The organism is Roseobacter sp. HKCCD6576-2 (assembly GCF_013179285.1).
In the GTDB taxonomy this organism is placed as follows: Bacteria; Pseudomonadota; Alphaproteobacteria; order Rhodobacterales; family Rhodobacteraceae; genus Rhodophyticola; species Rhodophyticola oceani.
This window is the reverse complement of record NZ_WVNW01000002.1, coordinates 523,808-539,561: the sequence shown is the minus strand read 5'-3', so window position 1 is coordinate 539,561 and position 15,754 is coordinate 523,808. Positions and strand designations below refer to the sequence as shown.

Annotated in this window: 19 protein-coding genes; 10 read left to right on the top strand and 9 right to left on the bottom strand. The window is 59.7% G+C overall.

All coding sequences use genetic code 11. The features are described 5' to 3' along the window. Positions 1-57 precede the first annotated feature (57 nt). The 4 genes from GTF44_RS09710 to mazG all read right to left on the bottom strand — a co-directional run bounded on the left by GTF44_RS09710 (position 58) and on the right by mazG (position 4,112). On the bottom strand, positions 58-981 hold the full coding sequence (locus tag GTF44_RS09710; protein ID WP_171559786.1) for a DMT family transporter: 924 nt from the start codon (positions 979-981) through the stop codon (positions 58-60). 104 nt (positions 982-1,085) lie between these two features. Continuing rightward, a complete protein-coding gene (locus tag GTF44_RS09705; protein WP_171559783.1) occupies positions 1,086-2,087 on the bottom strand; it encodes an OmpP1/FadL family transporter in 1,002 nt (333 codons plus the stop codon). Between the two features lie 226 nt (positions 2,088-2,313). Further along, on the bottom strand, positions 2,314-3,216 hold the full coding sequence (locus GTF44_RS09700) for a DMT family transporter (RefSeq protein WP_171559781.1): 903 nt from the start codon (positions 3,214-3,216) through the stop codon (positions 2,314-2,316). Positions 3,217-3,293: 77 nt separating this feature from the next. Further along, positions 3,294-4,112, bottom strand: a complete 819-nt coding sequence (mazG, locus tag GTF44_RS09695) for a nucleoside triphosphate pyrophosphohydrolase (RefSeq protein ID WP_171559778.1) — start codon at positions 4,110-4,112, stop codon at positions 3,294-3,296. Positions 4,113-4,178: 66 nt separating this feature from the next. Between mazG and GTF44_RS09690 the strand changes: the two genes are divergently transcribed. Continuing rightward, the gene (locus GTF44_RS09690; protein ID WP_171559775.1) at positions 4,179-5,342 is read left to right on the top strand and encodes a M20 aminoacylase family protein; all 1,164 of its coding nucleotides are present in this window, start codon (positions 4,179-4,181) and stop codon (positions 5,340-5,342) included. Between the two features lie 227 nt (positions 5,343-5,569). Here the strand turns inward: GTF44_RS09690 and GTF44_RS22530 are convergent, their stop codons facing one another. After that, positions 5,570-5,707 (bottom strand): hypothetical protein, encoded by a 138-nt coding sequence (locus tag GTF44_RS22530; protein ID WP_367383460.1) that lies wholly within the window; start codon positions 5,705-5,707, stop codon positions 5,570-5,572. Here GTF44_RS22530 and GTF44_RS09685 point away from each other — a divergent pair. After that, complete coding sequence (locus GTF44_RS09685; RefSeq protein WP_367383457.1) at positions 5,642-5,818, top strand: YjhX family toxin; 177 nt, start codon at positions 5,642-5,644, stop codon at positions 5,816-5,818. The genes GTF44_RS22530 and GTF44_RS09685 overlap by 66 nt on opposite strands. A gap of 36 nt (positions 5,819-5,854) precedes the next feature. Beyond that, positions 5,855-6,319, top strand: coding sequence for a GNAT family N-acetyltransferase (locus GTF44_RS09680; RefSeq protein WP_216364980.1), 465 nt, complete (start codon positions 5,855-5,857; stop codon positions 6,317-6,319). Between the two features lie 72 nt (positions 6,320-6,391). Here the strand turns inward: GTF44_RS09680 and GTF44_RS09675 are convergent, their stop codons facing one another. Next, positions 6,392-6,898: a flavin reductase family protein gene (locus tag GTF44_RS09675; RefSeq protein WP_171559772.1), complete on the bottom strand. Its 507-nt coding sequence runs from the start codon at positions 6,896-6,898 to the stop codon at positions 6,392-6,394. 133 nt (positions 6,899-7,031) lie between these two features. Here GTF44_RS09675 and speB point away from each other — a divergent pair, with 133 nt between their 5' ends. From speB to GTF44_RS09640, 7 genes are all read left to right on the top strand, one after another. Beyond that, positions 7,032-7,997, top strand: coding sequence for an agmatinase (gene speB, locus GTF44_RS09670; RefSeq protein ID WP_171559769.1), 966 nt, complete (start codon positions 7,032-7,034; stop codon positions 7,995-7,997). 97 nt (positions 7,998-8,094) lie between these two features. Further along, positions 8,095-9,009, top strand: a complete 915-nt coding sequence (locus GTF44_RS09665) for a lysophospholipid acyltransferase family protein (RefSeq protein WP_171559890.1) — start codon at positions 8,095-8,097, stop codon at positions 9,007-9,009. Positions 9,010-9,016: 7 nt separating this feature from the next. Next, entirely contained in the window at positions 9,017-9,832 is an 816-nt protein-coding gene (locus GTF44_RS09660; RefSeq protein ID WP_171559766.1) for a glutamate racemase, read from the top strand. A 106-nt stretch (positions 9,833-9,938) separates the two neighbouring features. Beyond that, positions 9,939-10,967, top strand: coding sequence for an N-acetyl-gamma-glutamyl-phosphate reductase (gene argC, locus GTF44_RS09655; protein ID WP_171559763.1), 1,029 nt, complete (start codon positions 9,939-9,941; stop codon positions 10,965-10,967). Between the two features lie 13 nt (positions 10,968-10,980). Beyond that, positions 10,981-11,427 (top strand): cytochrome c maturation protein CcmE, encoded by a 447-nt coding sequence (gene ccmE / locus GTF44_RS09650; RefSeq protein ID WP_171559760.1) that lies wholly within the window; start codon positions 10,981-10,983, stop codon positions 11,425-11,427. A 95-nt stretch (positions 11,428-11,522) separates the two neighbouring features. Then, positions 11,523-12,134: a holin-associated N-acetylmuramidase gene (locus tag GTF44_RS09645; protein WP_171559757.1), complete on the top strand. Its 612-nt coding sequence runs from the start codon at positions 11,523-11,525 to the stop codon at positions 12,132-12,134. Further along, positions 12,125-12,622: a holin family protein gene (locus GTF44_RS09640; RefSeq protein ID WP_171559754.1), complete on the top strand. Its 498-nt coding sequence runs from the start codon at positions 12,125-12,127 to the stop codon at positions 12,620-12,622. The genes GTF44_RS09645 and GTF44_RS09640 overlap by 10 nt, the downstream gene beginning before the upstream one ends. Before the next feature lies 1 nt (position 12,623). On the opposite strand, the gene GTF44_RS09635 is transcribed toward GTF44_RS09640, so the two are convergent. The 3 genes from GTF44_RS09635 to GTF44_RS09625 all read right to left on the bottom strand — a co-directional run bounded on the left by GTF44_RS09635 (position 12,624) and on the right by GTF44_RS09625 (position 15,724). After that, positions 12,624-14,009, bottom strand: coding sequence for a M20 family metallopeptidase (locus tag GTF44_RS09635; protein ID WP_171559751.1), 1,386 nt, complete (start codon positions 14,007-14,009; stop codon positions 12,624-12,626). Positions 14,010-14,103: 94 nt separating this feature from the next. After that, a complete protein-coding gene (locus GTF44_RS09630) occupies positions 14,104-15,309 on the bottom strand; it encodes a serine hydrolase (RefSeq protein ID WP_171559748.1) in 1,206 nt (401 codons plus the stop codon). Positions 15,310-15,427: 118 nt separating this feature from the next. Next, positions 15,428-15,724, bottom strand: coding sequence for a hypothetical protein (locus tag GTF44_RS09625; protein ID WP_171559744.1), 297 nt, complete (start codon positions 15,722-15,724; stop codon positions 15,428-15,430). Positions 15,725-15,754 lie beyond the last annotated feature (30 nt).

Below are 15,754 nucleotides of genomic sequence, written 5' to 3'. Positions count from 1 at the left end.
TGCGCGGGCGCCTCGTAAAACAGGCCTAACCCCTAGCGCTTGCGGCAAATATCGTCATCAAGATTTTTCAGGCCCGGACGATTTTCGGAACATCTGTAACATCCGACCATCAAGGATCATCAACCCAAGAGCGAGCAGGGCGAAGCCCGCGAAGGCCTCTGGTGCCAAGCGTTCGCCCAAGACAACCGCACCAAGGATGATTGCCACCGGCGGGATCAGCAGGGTCACGATCATCGCATTGCCGCTGCCCGCCATGCTGAGCACGCGGTAGTAGAGCAGATAGGCAATCGCCGTGCCGAGGATGGCGAAATAGCCGATAGCCGCGAAGGTTACGGGCAGTTGCGGCATCTCAGGTGCCCCGTCGACGACCCAGGCCAGCGGCAGCATGATGACGGTCGCGCCGGTCAACATGCCCGCCGCGGCGACTTGGGGCGCAAGCCCGCTAAGATAGCCGCGGGCCCAGGCTGCGGCGAATGCGTAGGACACAGTGCCGCCGATCACGGCAAGCTGCGCCAGGCTGCGAATGTCGAAACTGGCGAAACTGTCGAGCCCGATGGCCACGGCCACACCGGCAAAGGCAATGCAAACACCGATCCCCCGGCGGGGGGTGAGCCGTTCATCCCGAAAGAACATCGCGGCGACGAGCACACCAAAAATCGCGGTGGCGGCGTTGAAGATCGAGGTTAGGCCGGTCTCAATGAACTGTTGCCCCCAAGCCATGAGCGTAAAGGGGATGATGTTGTTCAGGATCCCCATCATCAGAAACGCCCCCCAAATCTTCGGACTGCGGGGGATCTCCAAGCCACGCCAGAGGACATAGATCCAAAGCAGCAGGGTCGCCCAGAACACCCGATGTGCCACCAGGGTGAACACTGGCACCTCTGCAAGAGCCAGCTTTATGGCGAGAAACGAGGCGCCCCAGATTAGCGCCAGAAGCGCCATCTCTGCCCAGGCCCGTGTAGATAGGGATTGCTGTGTCATGCCAGGGGTCTAGCAAACAGACGATGTCCTCGCGACCCGGAACATGCGGCAAAGAAAAACCCCCGCGCGATGCGCGGGGGTTTTCATCTTAAGCGAAACAGAGATTAGAAGCGGAACCCGACGCGAAGGCCGATCCCAAACACTTCGTTGTCGGTGAAATTCACCGTTGTTGGGCCAGGCCCGATTACGGTTTGGTCGCCTGGCATGCCATAAGTTATGCCACCTGAGATCGACATATTATCGAACTCATACTGTCCAGCTAGAGTAATGGTATCGAGGCCTGTTGTCGGCGACAGTGCTGTGTCACTTGGAATTGTGCCATCGGTCCGATGCGTGTAGGAAATTGAACCCGACCAATTCTCGTTAAGGCGCCGCCCGATACCAATTGTATAAGTCGTGGTGTCGGAGGTGAAGTTTACATACTGTGCTGCTGATCCGGTGGCTGAGCCCGGCACAGTCAGATTAAACCCATCCCAGAATTGGTGGCGAACTGAGCCGAATAGCAAGGTGTTCTGAGCGATTCCAGTCTGAAATTCAAGGTTAATGCTTTCCGGGAACTCAACGTCAAAAACCTGTGTCGTCGGTGCGCCGGGCGGCAGGATGACCGTTTCTGTCGCTGTGAACTCAACATCGATGCTCGAATGATATGTCAGAGCCACGCGCAGCGCGATATCAGGACGCTCATATGCCACACCGACAAGACCACCAAAACCGAGATCACTATCACCTGTGAGGTTCGCAAATTGGCCATTCACACCGGTAAGGATGCTGCCTTCGGCGCTCAGCGCTCTTATCCCAGCATGGGCGCTGAAACCATTACCGAACTCATACCGACCGACGATGGTCGCAGCATCAGTCTCTACTGTCGCGTTCCCCCCATTGAAGATGCTCGCTGCGGGATATTCAACGCTGGCACCGAAAGGCTGATCATAGATCAGAGCAACGGAGAACTGTTCATTAAACCGGTGCAGATAGCTGAACCCGGCCTGTGTGTAGTCGCCAAGCGGGTTATCGATGCCTGGCGTATTGGCCTCTGGCGATACTCTTCCGAAGGACAGTTCGACATAGTTGCCGGACGGTCCCACATCTTCGAACAGCACACGCATGGACTGATCTGTCCGACTGATATCTGCGCTCGCGATGGATGTGGTGGCCAGTAGGGCCGCGCTTGCTGCGACGAAAATTCTCATTGCTCTCCTCCCCGAGAGATGTCTTCCCAATTCTGCACCTAGGATAGGCGCAAGATTATTACGTGGGTCAAATGTTCCCTGGCGTCAGGTCGCTATTGACGTAAGGGTCAGGCCAGATTCGCCGTTATTTGTGTCAGATATGTTACAGTTGCTTTCTGGCACGATTGCGGCGCGTTTCATCCAGGATATTCGCATAATTCGCAGCAAAGATTAATGCCGCGCCCAAAAACACCGCCAATTGCAGGGGTTCATCATAGAGGATCATGCCCACCAGCGCGATGGCGGGCAGGCGGACAAAGTCGACCGGCATGACGACGCTGGCGGGGGCAATGCTGAGCGCCATCGTCATGCAGAAATGCGCCGTCAGGCCCGCGATGCCAACCAGGACAACCCAAGGCGCAACCGACAGGCTTGGCAGCGCCATCTCGCCATCGATCAGACAGACGACCAGACCAAAGGCCAATTGGATGGTGGCGAGGTAGAACAGGATGCAGGTGATGCTTTCGGTGCGAGTCAGGAATTTGGTGAAAATCGCGGTCGCAGCAAAACAGATTGCGGCCAGCGCGGCGGCGATCATCCCCGGCGAGAGCGGTACGCTGCCGGGTTGCAAGACGATCAAGACGCCGACAAACCCCAAGATGCCCACACCGATTTTGAGCCGTGTGAGGCGTTCGCCCAGAAACAGGGCCGCCAAGATCATCACCCAAAGGGGCGAGGTGAACTCCAGAGCGAAGACTTGCGCTAGGGGCACGACCGTAATGGCGTAGAACCAGAGGTTTTGGCCGGTGAAATGGGCCAGGTTGCGGATGCCGTGCAGGCGCAAGTTGCGCCGGGTGATCTGCCCCAACGTGCCGGCCATCCCACCAATTGCCAGCACAAGGATCAGGCTGACCGCCGACCGGTAGGTCATCAACTCAAACGTATCGAGTTCGACGGCCACGGCGCGGCCCGCAACGGCCATTGCGCTGAACGAGATGATCGCGCCGATCATCCAGATTGCCGCACGACCGGGGTTTGAGGCCGGTGCCACTGCTATCTCGCTCATCTCTGATACTCCCTTTCAGCCAATCGGCTGAACCGCCTCAATGCCGATCTTTCGGCGGCGGGGCAAGCGGCGCGCTGCTATAATCCGTTTGCTTTTGCTTGATCCCAAAGCGCATCCATCTCGGCCAAGTCGCTCTCGGCAGGGGTACGGCCCAAATTGGCCAGCTCCGCTTCGATATAGGCGAACCGTCGCGTGAACTTGCCATTGGCAGCGCGCAGGGCCTCTTCGGCGTCGACACTGAGATGACGGGCGAGATTGGCCATCACAAAAAGCAAGTCCCCCATTTCCTCCGCGATTTGCTCAGGCGGCATGTGATCTCGAGCCTCGGCCAATTCGCGGGCCTCTTCGGCGATTTTATCAACCACCTGGCCAATCTCAGGCCAATCAAATCCCACCCGGGCGGCCCGTTTTTGCAATTTCTCCGCCCGCATCAGCGCAGGCAGATGACGCGCGACATCATCAAGCACCCCACTGCGGGCTTTCCCCGCGCGCTCCGCGGCTTTGATCGTCTCCCAATCCCTTGTTTGCTGTTCGGCGGATTTCTCGCGGCTCTCGCTGCCAAAGACATGCGGGTGGCGCGCCACCATCTTGTCGGAAATGGCATCGGCGATGGAGGCGAAGTTAAACAGGTCCCGCTCGGCCCCGATCTCGGCGTGATAGACCACTTGCAGCAAGAGATCCCCCAACTCGCCCTCAAGCTCGTCCCAAGCTTCGCGTTCAATCGCGTCGGCGACCTCATAGGCTTCCTCAATCGTATAAGGCGCGATGGTTTGAAAGCTCTGCTCGATATCCCAGGGGCAGCCGGTGTCCGGGTCCCGCAAGCGCCGCATGATCTCCAGCAGGCGCGGCATTCCGCCTTTGGGGTCGTGGATCAGGATATCGCTCTCGTCGCGCATTGAAGCCTCTCGAATTTTGCGACACTGTTTCGAGGTTCCGGTTGCGTATCAAGGGGAGAAACCACCATGGCCGTCATCAATCGTATCGCGGGCTTTGCAGATGAGATGACAGCTTGGCGGCGACATCTGCACCAACACCCGGAATTGCAATTTGACTGCCATGAGACGGCCGGATTCGTCGTTGCGCGGTTGCGCGAATTTGGCATCACGGAGATCCATGAGGGGATCGCGACGAGCGGGGTTGTGGCCATTATCGACGGGCAGGGGGCGGGGTCCACCATCGGGCTGCGCGCGGATATGGATGCGCTGCCAATTGAGGAGGCGACGGGCTTGCCGCATGCCTCGACCAGCCCGGGAAAAATGCATGCCTGTGGCCATGACGGGCACACCACAATGCTGCTTGGGGCCGCAAAATATCTGGCCGAGACGCGGAACTTTGCCGGTCGCGTGGCGTTGATCTTTCAACCCGCAGAAGAAGACGGCGGCGGGGCCAACGTGATGTGTCAGGAGGGGATTATGGAGCGGTTCGATATCGCCGAAATCTATGCGCTTCACAACGTGCCCGGTCTACCCGAGGGACGGATGACGACGACGCCCGGCCCGATCATGGCCGCCGTCGACACGTTCCATATCTATGTCACAGGCGTCGGCGGGCATGGCGCCATGCCCCATGAGACGAAAGATCCGATCATCGCGGCGGTCGGTATGGTCCAGGCGATTCAGACCATCGTGTCGCGGAACCATTATGCGGCGGATGATTTGGTGGTGTCGGTCACACAAATCCACAGCGGGACGGCCGATAATGTGATCCCGGCGGAGGCCTATATCTGTGGCACGGTCCGCACCTTTGACCCTGAGGTCCAGGCCATGGTGAAGCGCCGGATGGAAGGCATCGTGGCGGGGCAAGCTGCGGCTTATGATGTGGATGTGAAGCTCGACTATCGGGCAGGGTATCCCGCTACGGTGAATGACCCCACCAAAGCCGCCTTCGCAAGCACGGTGGCGGAGCAGATCGTGGGTCCAGAGAATGTCGACGGTGCTGCCGGGCGCGAGATGGGGGCCGAAGACTTCGCCTATATGTTGGAACGCCGGCCCGGAGCCTATTTGTTTCTAGGCCAGGGGGATAGCGCCGGATTGCACCACCCGGAGTATGAATTCAACGACGCTATTGCACCCATCGGGGCGAGCTTTTTTGCGAAACTTGTTGAGTCGGCACAGCCTGTGGCGTGATCGAGGTTTTGGAAGCAGGCTTCACGGTTCTTTGTTGAAATATCTAGAACGTCTGCTTGCCAGAAACCATTCGTGGCACTATGCCGACCTTACGTACTGCACTGTGCAGAGCGATGGAGATTTTATGTCTACGATTGCGGCCCGCCGCTAAGGTCCACCTGATTGGACCAACCTGAACCAGAAGACTTCCGCGCGCGGTGCCGGAAGCCTTTTTGGCTGACATAAGATCAAGAGACAATCCATTGAATATCTAAAAATACGAACAGCGTGTTTTGCACGTTCTGACGCAAGGTGGAGCCATCCACTTTGAACGCATAACGAACGGCAATATGCGCGATGTTTCCTGCTTCAGACGCGGCGGCCATGTCTTGGCTGATTGCTCGCTGAAGGCCTTTGACCGCCTGAAAAAGAGGCGGCTCATCCGACCCGAAAGCGGACGACCCGACGCGCCACACGGCGCGGCATTCGTTCCGTAAACCCCGAATACGACACCCGATAAGGACATCCAAACAATGACAAACCCAATCATCAAAGCCACTTCAACCGACGATATTGCCGGGCTTCAAGCCGTGTTAGATGGGACCGAGCTTTTCCCAAGTGAGATGCTGCCGGACATGCTGGCGCCTGCCTTGGCTGGCGAAACAGAGGCCTTTTGGCTCACCTGCCTTTGCGACGGCGAGGCCGTTGGCCTGTGCTACACAGTTCCGGAAGACCTCGCTGACGGCACCTGGAACATGCTCGCGCTTGCGGTACGCCCAGATCTGCAAGGCAAACGCATCGGCGCGGCCTTGGTCAAGGCGGCGGAAGAGCGTTTGAAAGACAGGGGTCAACGCATCTTGATCGTGGACACATCCAGCTCCGACGACTTCGCGCTGACACGGAAGTTCTATGCCCAAAATGGTTACGAAGAAGAGGCGCGCATCCGCGACTTCTGGGCGGACGGTGACGACAAGGTTGTTTTCCGTAAGGCCCTTTGAAACTCACGCCCCTCGCCGTCCTCATGGCGGGGGGCACACAAAGCTGACTTTCGGCTCAGAGCCGCTATTCGCCTAGTGCTTCTCGGCCCTAAGATATCGCCGCATGCCGTATAGCAACGGGCTGCCTTCTGGGGCAGTCACGACCTTATCGACCGCGCCGATGCAGATGTGGTGGGTGCCGTGTTTTTCCGCAGAAACCAAGACGCAATCGAAGCTCACCAGAGCCTCAACCAAACGCGGGGCACCCGATGGCATCGCCTCGATCTTGGTGCAGTTGAACTTGTCGCCACCGGGCGCGGGCAGGCGGCTGGAGAACACGTCCGACACGTCATTCTGATCGATCCGCAGCACATTGATGCAAAAACAGCCATTTTCCAGGATCAAGGGCAGGGCGCTTGATGATGCATTTACGCAGGCCAACATCGTCGGCCGTTCACCATCGGCCGAGATCGACGTCATCGCGCTGACCGTGACACCCGCGCGCCCGGCGGGCCCGTCAGTGGTTACCACGCTGACCGAGGCTGCGGCCCGGCTCATGCCTTCGATAAAATCGTCGCGCAATGTGGGTGTATCGCTCATCTGTCGTCTCCGCCCGTCCCTAAGTCGCCTGCATGCCTCGGCTGAGACATAGGTGCAAGCGGACGGGTGTCATTATTCGCGCTTGAGTTTTTTCCGCCTCGTCTGCCAGATGTGGCAAAGCGGAGGGCGCGGCATGGCATTGGAAGACTCAAAAACCCAAGTGGATCTGGCGCTGACCCGAGAGGGGCTGAAGGGTCTGGCCCATGAAAACGCTTTCGGCGGCATCCCTAGTTTTCTGCGTCGACGCTACACCAAAGACCTGACCGGCGTCGATGTGGCGATCACCGGCGTGCCATTCGATCAGGCGGTGACCAACCGTTCCGGCACACGGCTTGGCCCGCGTGCGATCCGAGAGGCGTCGTCTTTGCAGCCGTTCGACCCGCCTTATGGCTGGGACGGGTATTCGCCGCTGGAAGAGCTGGCCGTCGTCGATTACGGCGATTTGGCCTTCGATTATGCCCAGACTGGCAGTTTCCCAGAGTTGCTACAGGCCCATATCGAGCGGATTTTGGCCGCCGATGTGGCGGCCATCTCGCTTGGTGGGGATCATTCGATCACCTTGCCGATCCTGCGCGCCCATGCAGCGAAACATGGACCGCTGGCATTGATCCAGGTGGATGCGCATACCGATACCTGGCCGGAGTTCGACTCCAAAACGCGGATTGACCATGGGACCTTCTGCTACACCGCGGTGAAAGAGGGGCTGATCGATGTGGCGCGCTCGGTCCATGTGGGCATCCGTACGGTGGTTGAGGACAATCTGGGGATCGAGATTATCGACGCGCGGCAAGTGCATGAACGCGGGCCTTCGGCCATCGCCGAGCGGGTGCGCGCCGTGGTGGACGATGCCCCGGTCTATCTGAGCTTTGATATTGATGGATTGGACCCGGCTTTTGCCCCGGGGACCGGAACGCCGGTTTGGGGCGGCCTCAGTGCGGGCCAAGCGGCGATTTTCCTGCGTGATCTGGCCGGGATCAACTTGGTCGGCGGCGATGTGGTCGAGGTGTCGCCGCCTTATGACGCCGGCGGGATCACGGCGGTTGCCGCGGCGCATGTCGCGATGGAGCTCCTATGCCTTTGGGGGTGGACCCGGCGCTGAAGACACGGGTGGCGTTCAAACCTGGGCGAGCCTACTAGAAAGAATCGCCGAGGGGGCCTATGCCGAATGCAGGGACTCCATCGGACGCGACGGCATCATGACCGGACGGCAACGATCATCGGAAAAGAGACAGGTGGCACGCGAGATCAGCTATGCCTCCTCCGCCGCCTCGCGTGGTGGGCGGGCGATGATCCGGGTTCTGGAAAACGCGACCGGGCGCCTTGGCCTGATCAAGCTGGCCGACGGCTATGATGAGGATGTGCGTCAGGGCCGTGATTTCTGGGAGGTGATGGTCGAGCGCTATGGGTTGGAGCTGGAGATAACCGGCGGCAGCCTCTCGAACATCCCTGCCGAGGGGCCCGTCGTGGCGATTGCAAACCACCCATATGGCATTCTCGACGGGCTGATGATGGGCCATATCCTCAGCAAGGCGCGGGGCGACTTCCGCATTCTGGCTCATCGCGTGTTTCGCAAAGCGGAAGATCTGGACCGGATCATTTTGCCGATCTCCTTCGACGAGACAAAAGAGGCGGTGCAGCTCAATATTCAAACCCGGAAAGATGCCCTGCGCTACTTGGCCGATGGCGGGATTATCGGGATTTTCCCCGGCGGGACGGTCTCAACCGCGAATAAGCCGTTTGGCCGCCCGATGGACCCGAACTGGCGTGGCTTCACGGCGCGGATGATCGCGAAATCCGAAGCCACAGTCGTGCCGATCTATTTCGATGGCCATAACTCACGCTTGTTTCAACTAATGAGCCATCTGCACTCGACATTGCGTATGGGGATGCTGATCAAAGAGTTCCGCGCGCGGATCAACTCGCCGGTGAAAGTGGTGATTGGGGAGCCGATCCCGCGCGCCGATCTCGAACCATATGCAAAAGATACCCGCGCAATGATGGATTTCCTGCGCGAAGCAACCTATGGGTTAAGCCCGGATCCGCTGAACCCAAGCGAGATCGGGTTTGAGTTCGAAGACAAGCACCGGGACGGGCCCCGGGAAAGGTATTGAGGCGCAGATGGCCGTCGGAATTTTTGACAGCGGGTTGGGCGGATTGACCGTGCTGGATGCGGTAAGCAAGCGCCTGCCTGAGGTGCCGTTTGTGTATTTCGGTGACAATGCGCATACGCCCTATGGGGTGCGCGATGCCGATGACGTCTATGAGTTGACCACGGCCGGGGTGCAGCAGCTCTTCGACGCCGGGTGTGATCTGGTGATCTTGGCCTGCAATACGGCGTCCGCGGCGGCCTTGCGCCGGATGCAAGAGGGCTGGGTGCCAGAAGACAAGCGCGTCTTGGGGGTGTTTGTGCCGCTGATCGAAGCGCTGACTGAGCGGAATTGGGGCGACAACTCCCCACCACGCGAGGTTGCCGTGAAACATGTGGCACTTTTTGCAACCCCCGCAACGGTGTCGAGCCGTGCCTTTCAGCGGGAATTGGCGTTTCGCGCCATAGGCGTAGACGTCGAAGCTCAACCTTGTGGTGGTGTGGTCGACGCGATCGAAGATGGCGATATGATCCTTGCCGAAGCCCTGGTGCGAAGCCATGTGGAAGCGTTGCAACGGCGGATGCCGAAGCCGGAGGCCGCCATTCTTGGCTGCACCCATTATCCGATCCTGGAGGACGTGTTCCGCGATGCACTTGGCGCCGATGTGGCCGTCTATTCGCAAGCCGATTTGGTGGCCGAAAGTCTTGCCGATTACTTGGAGCGACATCCCGACAAACTGGGCGCCGGGACCGAGGCCAAGTTTCTGACGACCGGGGACCCAAAGCGGGTGGGGGCGAAGGCGGTTCAGTTCCTGCGACGCTCGATCTCATTCGATGCGGCGGCCTAGCAGCCAGCGTTCCATCAGACCGGCCAGAGGGTCAGTAGTGATCCTGATTTGATCCCACTTCCGAATTGGCATACTCCCCGCGGAGTACCATCACGAGGCCAAATCCATGACCCATTCCATCGCCATTCTCGGCGCCTCCGGCTATACCGGCGCAGAGCTTGTTCGGCTGATCTCGACCCATCCCGAGCTGCGCATTGCCGCGCTGACTGGGGATCGCAAAGCCGGGATGGCTATGGGCGATGTGTTCCCGTTCTTGCGGCATCTGGACCTACCTGTGCTGCAGAAGATCGATGAGGTGGATTTCTCTGCCATCGATCTGGCGTTCTGCGCGCTACCGCATGCCACATCGCAGAATGTTATCAAAACTTTGCCGGACGATCTTAAAGTCATCGATCTCTCCGCGGATTTCAGGCTCCGTGATCCGGAGGCCTATCAAAAATGGTATGGCAAACAGCATGATGCGCCCGAGCTACAGGCAGAGGCTGTCTATGGCCTGACCGAATTCTATCGGGATCAGATCAAGACGGCGCGGCTGGTCGCGGGCACGGGCTGCAATGCGGCGACCGGGCAATATGCGTTGGTGCCGCTGCTCAAGGCCGGTGTGATCGACCCCGATGAGATCATCATCAATCTGATCACCGGCGTTTCCGGGGCAGGGCGGAGCCTCAAAGAAAACCTGCTGCATGCGGAGCTGTCGGAAGGCGCGAATGCCTATGCAATTGGCGGCACCCATCGGCATTTGGGTGAATTTGACCAGGAATTCAGCGCCTTGGCCGGTCGGCCCGTGCAGGTTCAATTCACGCCACATCTTGCGCCGATGAACCGGGGCATCCTCGCAACCGTCTATGTCAAAGGCGATGGGCAGGCGGTCTATGAGGCGCTCAGCCAGGCCTACGCAACGGAACCATTCATCCAGGTGCTGCCTTTTGGCGCAGCCCCCTCGACACATGACGTGCGCGGGTCCAATTATGTGCATGTCGGTGTGGCGGCGGACCGGCGAGATGGGCGCGCGCAAGTTTTTGTGGCGCTGGATAATCTGACCAAAGGGTCCTCTGGCCAGGCGTTGCAAAACGCCAACCTGATGCTGGGGATCGCGGAGACGACGGGGCTGACCATGGCACCGCTCTTTCCGTAAAGAGGAGGTGGCCATGCGAGGCCTAAAGAAACAGCGCCGGATTCAAGTGATCATGCTGGCGATTGTGTGTCTGGCCGGTGCTGCCGCGTTGATCGGTTATGGCTTCCGCGATGGCATCAACTTCTTCCGCCCGCCATCGGATATCGTGGCGGCCCCGCCACCGCCGACCGAGGTGTTCCGCATCGGCGGCTTGGTCGAGGATGGCACCTTGGTGCGTGGCCAGGGCGAAACCATCACCTTTAACGTGACCGACGGCGGCGCATCCGTGGCGGTGGCCTATACCGGCGTGTTGCCCGATCTCTTCGGCGAGGGCGAGGGGATGGTTGGCACCGGATCCTATGTGGACGGAGTGTTCCAGGCGACCGAGATCCTGGCACGCCATGATGAGACCTATATGCCCGCCGAAGTCATCGATGCGTTGGAAGAGCATGGGATGCATTACCTTCCTGAAGAAAGCTGAGATACCCCAAGGTTTTTGGCGGCGGCTTTAGCCTTTCTTTACCTTTCTGCGACAGTCTTTCCCTCAGTTGAACCACTGAGCATGGAGGGCGAACCATGCAGTCGGTTCACCAAATTGCATCCGAAATCCTCGACCGCGAAGGCGGTTTTGTGAATGACCCCGACGATCCCGGCGGTGCGACGAATTTTGGCGTTACGATCCACACGATGCGGCGCTTGGGTCTCGATCTGACCGGCGACGGCACGGTGTCGGTGGCCGACGTCCAAGCGCTGACCCGGGCGCAGGCGCAAGAGATTTTCATTGAGCACTACTTTGAACGACCCTCGATCGACCAGCTGCCCGACGTGCTGCACGCGACCGTGTTCGATATGTATGTGAATGCCGGGGCCAATGCGGTGACGCTTTTGCAGCGGTTGCTGCGGGATATGGGGCTCGAGATCATCGTTGATGGGGTGATTGGGCCGCAGACAATCCGCGCGGCCCACGCGGCTGAGACGCAGGCGCCCGATCATCTGGTCGATGCCTATGGGATCGCCCGGCGGAACTATTACTACCGTTTGGCGGATCACCGTCCAGCGAGCCGAAAGTATGCCCGCCGCCGGGATGGGGGCAAAGGCGGCTGGATCCGGCGGGCCGAAGAGTTCATCTCGCCCCGCTACCATCTGAGCGATGCCGAACATCACGCCCGGGTGTCGGCATGGGATTGATCAATCGCGTGATTGGTGGTGCGGCGGCGACCCGCGCCTTGGGGGAGGCTGCGGAGGGCGTCGCGGAGGTGTTCGTGCCTTCGGCGACCCGTCGTATGGAACTGAGCGCCGAGGCGCATCGCGCCGCGTTGGACAGCCATTCGGAAGAGTTCCAATATGTTCGGCCAGGTCTTTTTGACCGTTTTGTCAATGGACTAAACCGCATGCCGCGGCCGATGTTGGCGCTAGGGACCCTCGGGCTCTTCATCTATGCGATGGTCGATCCGGTCAGTTTTGCCAGCCGTATGGTCGGGCTGGCGGAGGTGCCCGAACCCCTCTGGTGGCTTCTGGGCGCGATCGTCAGTTTCTATTTCGGCGCGCGCGAGATGTATTACTTCCGCAGCCCGCATGCCCCCGCCGATAATCGGCCACCCGAACCACGCCCGGCGCGCGACGACAATCCCGCGCTCTCGGCTTGGCGGAACGAGGTGGCGCGGCGCGCCCGGTGAATTAGGGTAGATAGGCGGACCGATCCGCCGCGCCCAGATCCCAGAACAGGCCGGTCATCATGCCAAGTGCATCGCGCAGGACGGCGGCCGGCAGATGTTCATTCGGCGCATGTTGCGAACAGCCAGGATAGGAATGTGGCACCCAAATCGTCGGCAGGCCCAGAATGTCGGTGAAGATGTCATTGGGCAGCGACCCGCCAAGCGACGGTAGGGTGGCGGGCGCTTTACCGGTTGTCTGCTGCAACGATTGCGCCGCGAACGCAACCGCGGGGTGATCGGCGGGTGTTTGGCTGGCCCGAAACGCGCCGCCCTCCGGGGTAATCTCCACATGGGCAAAGCCGTGCGCGTCCAGATGGGTGCGAAGGGCCGGTAGGATGCCGTCCGGGTCAACACCGGTGACATAGCGCAACTGGAGCCAGGCATGGGCCTCGGGCGGGATCGCATTGACCGGCTGTTCCGGGGTGCCGCAGGTGAAAGCGAGAATCTCGGCCGAGGACCAGGCGTGAACCCGCTCGGCAGGCGTCAGCCCCGGCTCGCCCCAATCTTGATCGACCTCACCGCCCACGGGCACAAGCCCGGCCAGGGCCGCGCGGGCGGCGGCGGGGATGTTATTTGGTTTCCAAGCCTCAATCTTCAGATAGCCATTAGCATCGACAATGCTCGCCAAAGCGTTGGCCAGCTCAAACCCGGGATTGGCCACCGCACCGCCGAAATTGCCCGAATGACGGCCGCCAACCCGGCGGCGGATGCTCAGCTTCATCGTAAGTCCGCCACGTGCGCCGAGAAACAGCGTCGGGTGATCCGCATTGAGGCGCGGCCCATCGGACGCCACAAGCAGATCGGCGGCAAGGCGGGATTTGTTTTCGGCGCATAACCGAGCCAGGCCCGGAGATCCCGCTTCCTCGCCCATCTCAAGGATCAGTTTTAAGTTCACACCGAGATGCCCCCGCGCAGCGATCACGGCGGAGATGGCGGAGAGATTGATCAGATGTTGGCCCTTGTTGTCGGCCACCCCCCGTCCGAACCAGAGCCCATCCGCATCCGTCAATTGCCAGGGGTCGCGGTCGGCATCCCAACGCCCTTCCATGCCCGGCACTGTGTCACCATGGCCATAGCTGAGGATGGTTGGCAGGGCGGGGTCTTCGATCCGCTCGGCCAAAAGAAAGGGCAAGCCGCTTTCGGGATCGGTCAAGACCTCGGTTTTGAATCCTAGAACATCGAGCTTGGCGATGATCGTGTCGAGATATGCTGTAAGATGCTGCCCGGCGCCGGGCGCGGCGCTGTCGGATGGAATTGCGACGAGTTCGGCGAGGGCATTGAAAAACCGGCCATCATCAAAGGCGTCATGGGCGAGGGTGATGGCATCGGCGCGGGTGGCGGGGGGCATGGAGGCTCCGGATCAATAGGGGGGACGATCACTATAGAGCCAATCTCCGAGTCTGGGATCAAGACCCGATCGCGCACGCCACCGGCTTGGGACGTCACTCGCCGGCGAGGTCTCGGGCGATGGCGCGGAAGGCGGCGATGGTTTCATGGTCGTTATCGTCGAAGTGATAGTCGGCGCTGGTCTTGACGATCACCACCTCCCGAACCGGATCGACATAGATATACTGCCCCCAAATGCCAATCGCGGTGTAATCGCCCTGCGGCTCCTCAGGAATCCACCAGTGATAGCCATAGCCGAAGGTCCAGGATGAGGCCGGATTGTCTCCCGGTTCAAGATGCGGCGCCGATGGCGTGACGGATGCCGCGACCCAATCGGCAGGGACGATCTGTTGCCCGTCCCGAGCCCCATTTTGCAGATAGAGTTGACCAAAGCGGCCATAATCCCGCAGCGTTGCATTGAGGCAGCAGAGCGGCAGGACGTCACCGGCGCGATTGGTGCTCCAAAACGCATCCGCTTCTGCCCCCATCGGCCCCCAAAGGCGGCTCTGCAAATACACATGCGTTGACATGCCCGTCGCCCCTTCCAGCGCGAGGCCGAGGGCGATGCTGTCTGAGCTGATATAGTTGTTATACTCTCCGGGCGGGCGGAGCGCGTCTTGACCGTGAATCGTCTCGGCAAGCGGCGTGCCCATCGGAAAGCTGACAAACAGCATATTCACGTCTGACATCGGATTGTCGTAATCCTCGTCAAACCCGATGCCCGATGACATGGTCAACGCATCCTCAATTGGCACAGCGCCATAGGCCGTCCCGGCCAGCGCGGGCACATATGTCTCGATCGGGTCCGTGATATCGGCGATATGGCCTTCGTCGATCGCGATGCCAATCAGTGCGGAGAGGACGGATTTCGCAACGGACCAGGACGTGAATTGTGAGGTCTCATCACCGCCCAGATAATAGCTCTCATGGGCGATCTGACCTTGGTGGAGCACGAGAAAGCCGGTGGTTTCCGTGCGCTCTAGGAATGCCGATAATGCGAGATCTTGGCCATTGAAACCATAACTCTCGGGCAAAGCACGGGGCGCGGTTTCCAGCGCCCAAACCGGGCCGCTGCGGCTCACGGGCTCGAAGGGAAAGACAGCGTCCATGCTGCGGAAATTCGCGACGCGATAGTCATCCGCGAAGAGCGTAACACCGACCCAATAGGGGCTGTTTCGCAGCCAGATATACCCGGCGATGGCGATGATCAGCAACGCCCCCAATAGCCAGAGAAAAATGCGAGAAGTCTTACGTAAGGTCATGATAATTGAGGCCATTTAGGGATGCGTCCAACGCGCTCATCATATCGCAATTGGTCCGTTGCGAGAAGCTAAACGCTGCAGCCGCGGCGCGATAATCCGATGGGACTTTCCTATCTAGTCAAGCCTTCTTGCCTTGCTCCATCTGCTTGGCTTGAAGCGATACCCACCAGACAAAACCGGCCCCGAGCATAAACACCCCGAAGCCCGCGAAAAACAGACAGATAAATAACATCGGGTTCATCATCATATCCACCTTCGTTGATCTCCATTCAGAACATGCGCCGAAAACTACGGGCTGAGAGAGCGGGCGGCGATGACATGTGTCAAAGAGCCGATGTTTCGCGCGCCAATCAGCATCGTTTGCAGCGCGTTGCGTATCGCGCATCATCGAACCGACAGGTTTGATCTTGGTCAAGGCAGAACCCCGAGGCTGTGACATGTATCG

Excerpts from the sequence above, each read along its gene's own strand:
- GTF44_RS09675 (WP_171559772.1), bottom strand. The coding sequence starts at position 6,898 with ATGAGCGATACACCCACATTGCGCGACGATTTTATCGAAGGCATGAGC.
- mazG (WP_171559778.1), bottom strand. The coding sequence starts at position 4,112 with ATGCGCGACGAGAGCGATATCCTGATCCACGACCCCAAAGGCGGAATG.
- GTF44_RS09700 (WP_171559781.1), bottom strand. The coding sequence starts at position 3,216 with ATGAGCGAGATAGCAGTGGCACCGGCCTCAAACCCCGGTCGTGCGGCA.
- GTF44_RS09630 (WP_171559748.1), bottom strand. The coding sequence starts at position 15,309 with ATGACCTTACGTAAGACTTCTCGCATTTTTCTCTGGCTATTGGGGGCG.
- GTF44_RS09710 (WP_171559786.1), bottom strand. The coding sequence starts at position 981 with ATGACACAGCAATCCCTATCTACACGGGCCTGGGCAGAGATGGCGCTT.
- GTF44_RS09660 (WP_171559766.1), top strand. The coding sequence starts at position 9,017 with ATGGCCGTCGGAATTTTTGACAGCGGGTTGGGCGGATTGACCGTGCTG.
- ccmE (WP_171559760.1), top strand. The coding sequence starts at position 10,981 with ATGCGAGGCCTAAAGAAACAGCGCCGGATTCAAGTGATCATGCTGGCG.
- GTF44_RS09680 (WP_216364980.1), top strand. The coding sequence starts at position 5,855 with ATGACAAACCCAATCATCAAAGCCACTTCAACCGACGATATTGCCGGG.
- speB (WP_171559769.1), top strand. The coding sequence starts at position 7,032 with ATGGCATTGGAAGACTCAAAAACCCAAGTGGATCTGGCGCTGACCCGA.
- argC (WP_171559763.1), top strand. The coding sequence starts at position 9,939 with ATGACCCATTCCATCGCCATTCTCGGCGCCTCCGGCTATACCGGCGCA.
- GTF44_RS09640 (WP_171559754.1), top strand. The coding sequence starts at position 12,125 with ATGGGATTGATCAATCGCGTGATTGGTGGTGCGGCGGCGACCCGCGCC.
- GTF44_RS09705 (WP_171559783.1), bottom strand. The coding sequence starts at position 2,087 with ATGCGTGTGCTGTTCGAAGATGTGGGACCGTCCGGCAACTATGTCGAA.
- GTF44_RS09645 (WP_171559757.1), top strand. The coding sequence starts at position 11,523 with ATGCAGTCGGTTCACCAAATTGCATCCGAAATCCTCGACCGCGAAGGC.
- GTF44_RS09635 (WP_171559751.1), bottom strand. The coding sequence starts at position 14,009 with ATGCCCCCCGCCACCCGCGCCGATGCCATCACCCTCGCCCATGACGCC.
- GTF44_RS22530 (WP_367383460.1), bottom strand. The coding sequence starts at position 5,707 with ATGGCCGCCGCGTCTGAAGCAGGAAACATCGCGCATATTGCCGTTCGT.
- GTF44_RS09665 (WP_171559890.1), top strand. The coding sequence starts at position 8,095 with ATGACCGGACGGCAACGATCATCGGAAAAGAGACAGGTGGCACGCGAG.
- GTF44_RS09690 (WP_171559775.1), top strand. The coding sequence starts at position 4,179 with ATGGCCGTCATCAATCGTATCGCGGGCTTTGCAGATGAGATGACAGCT.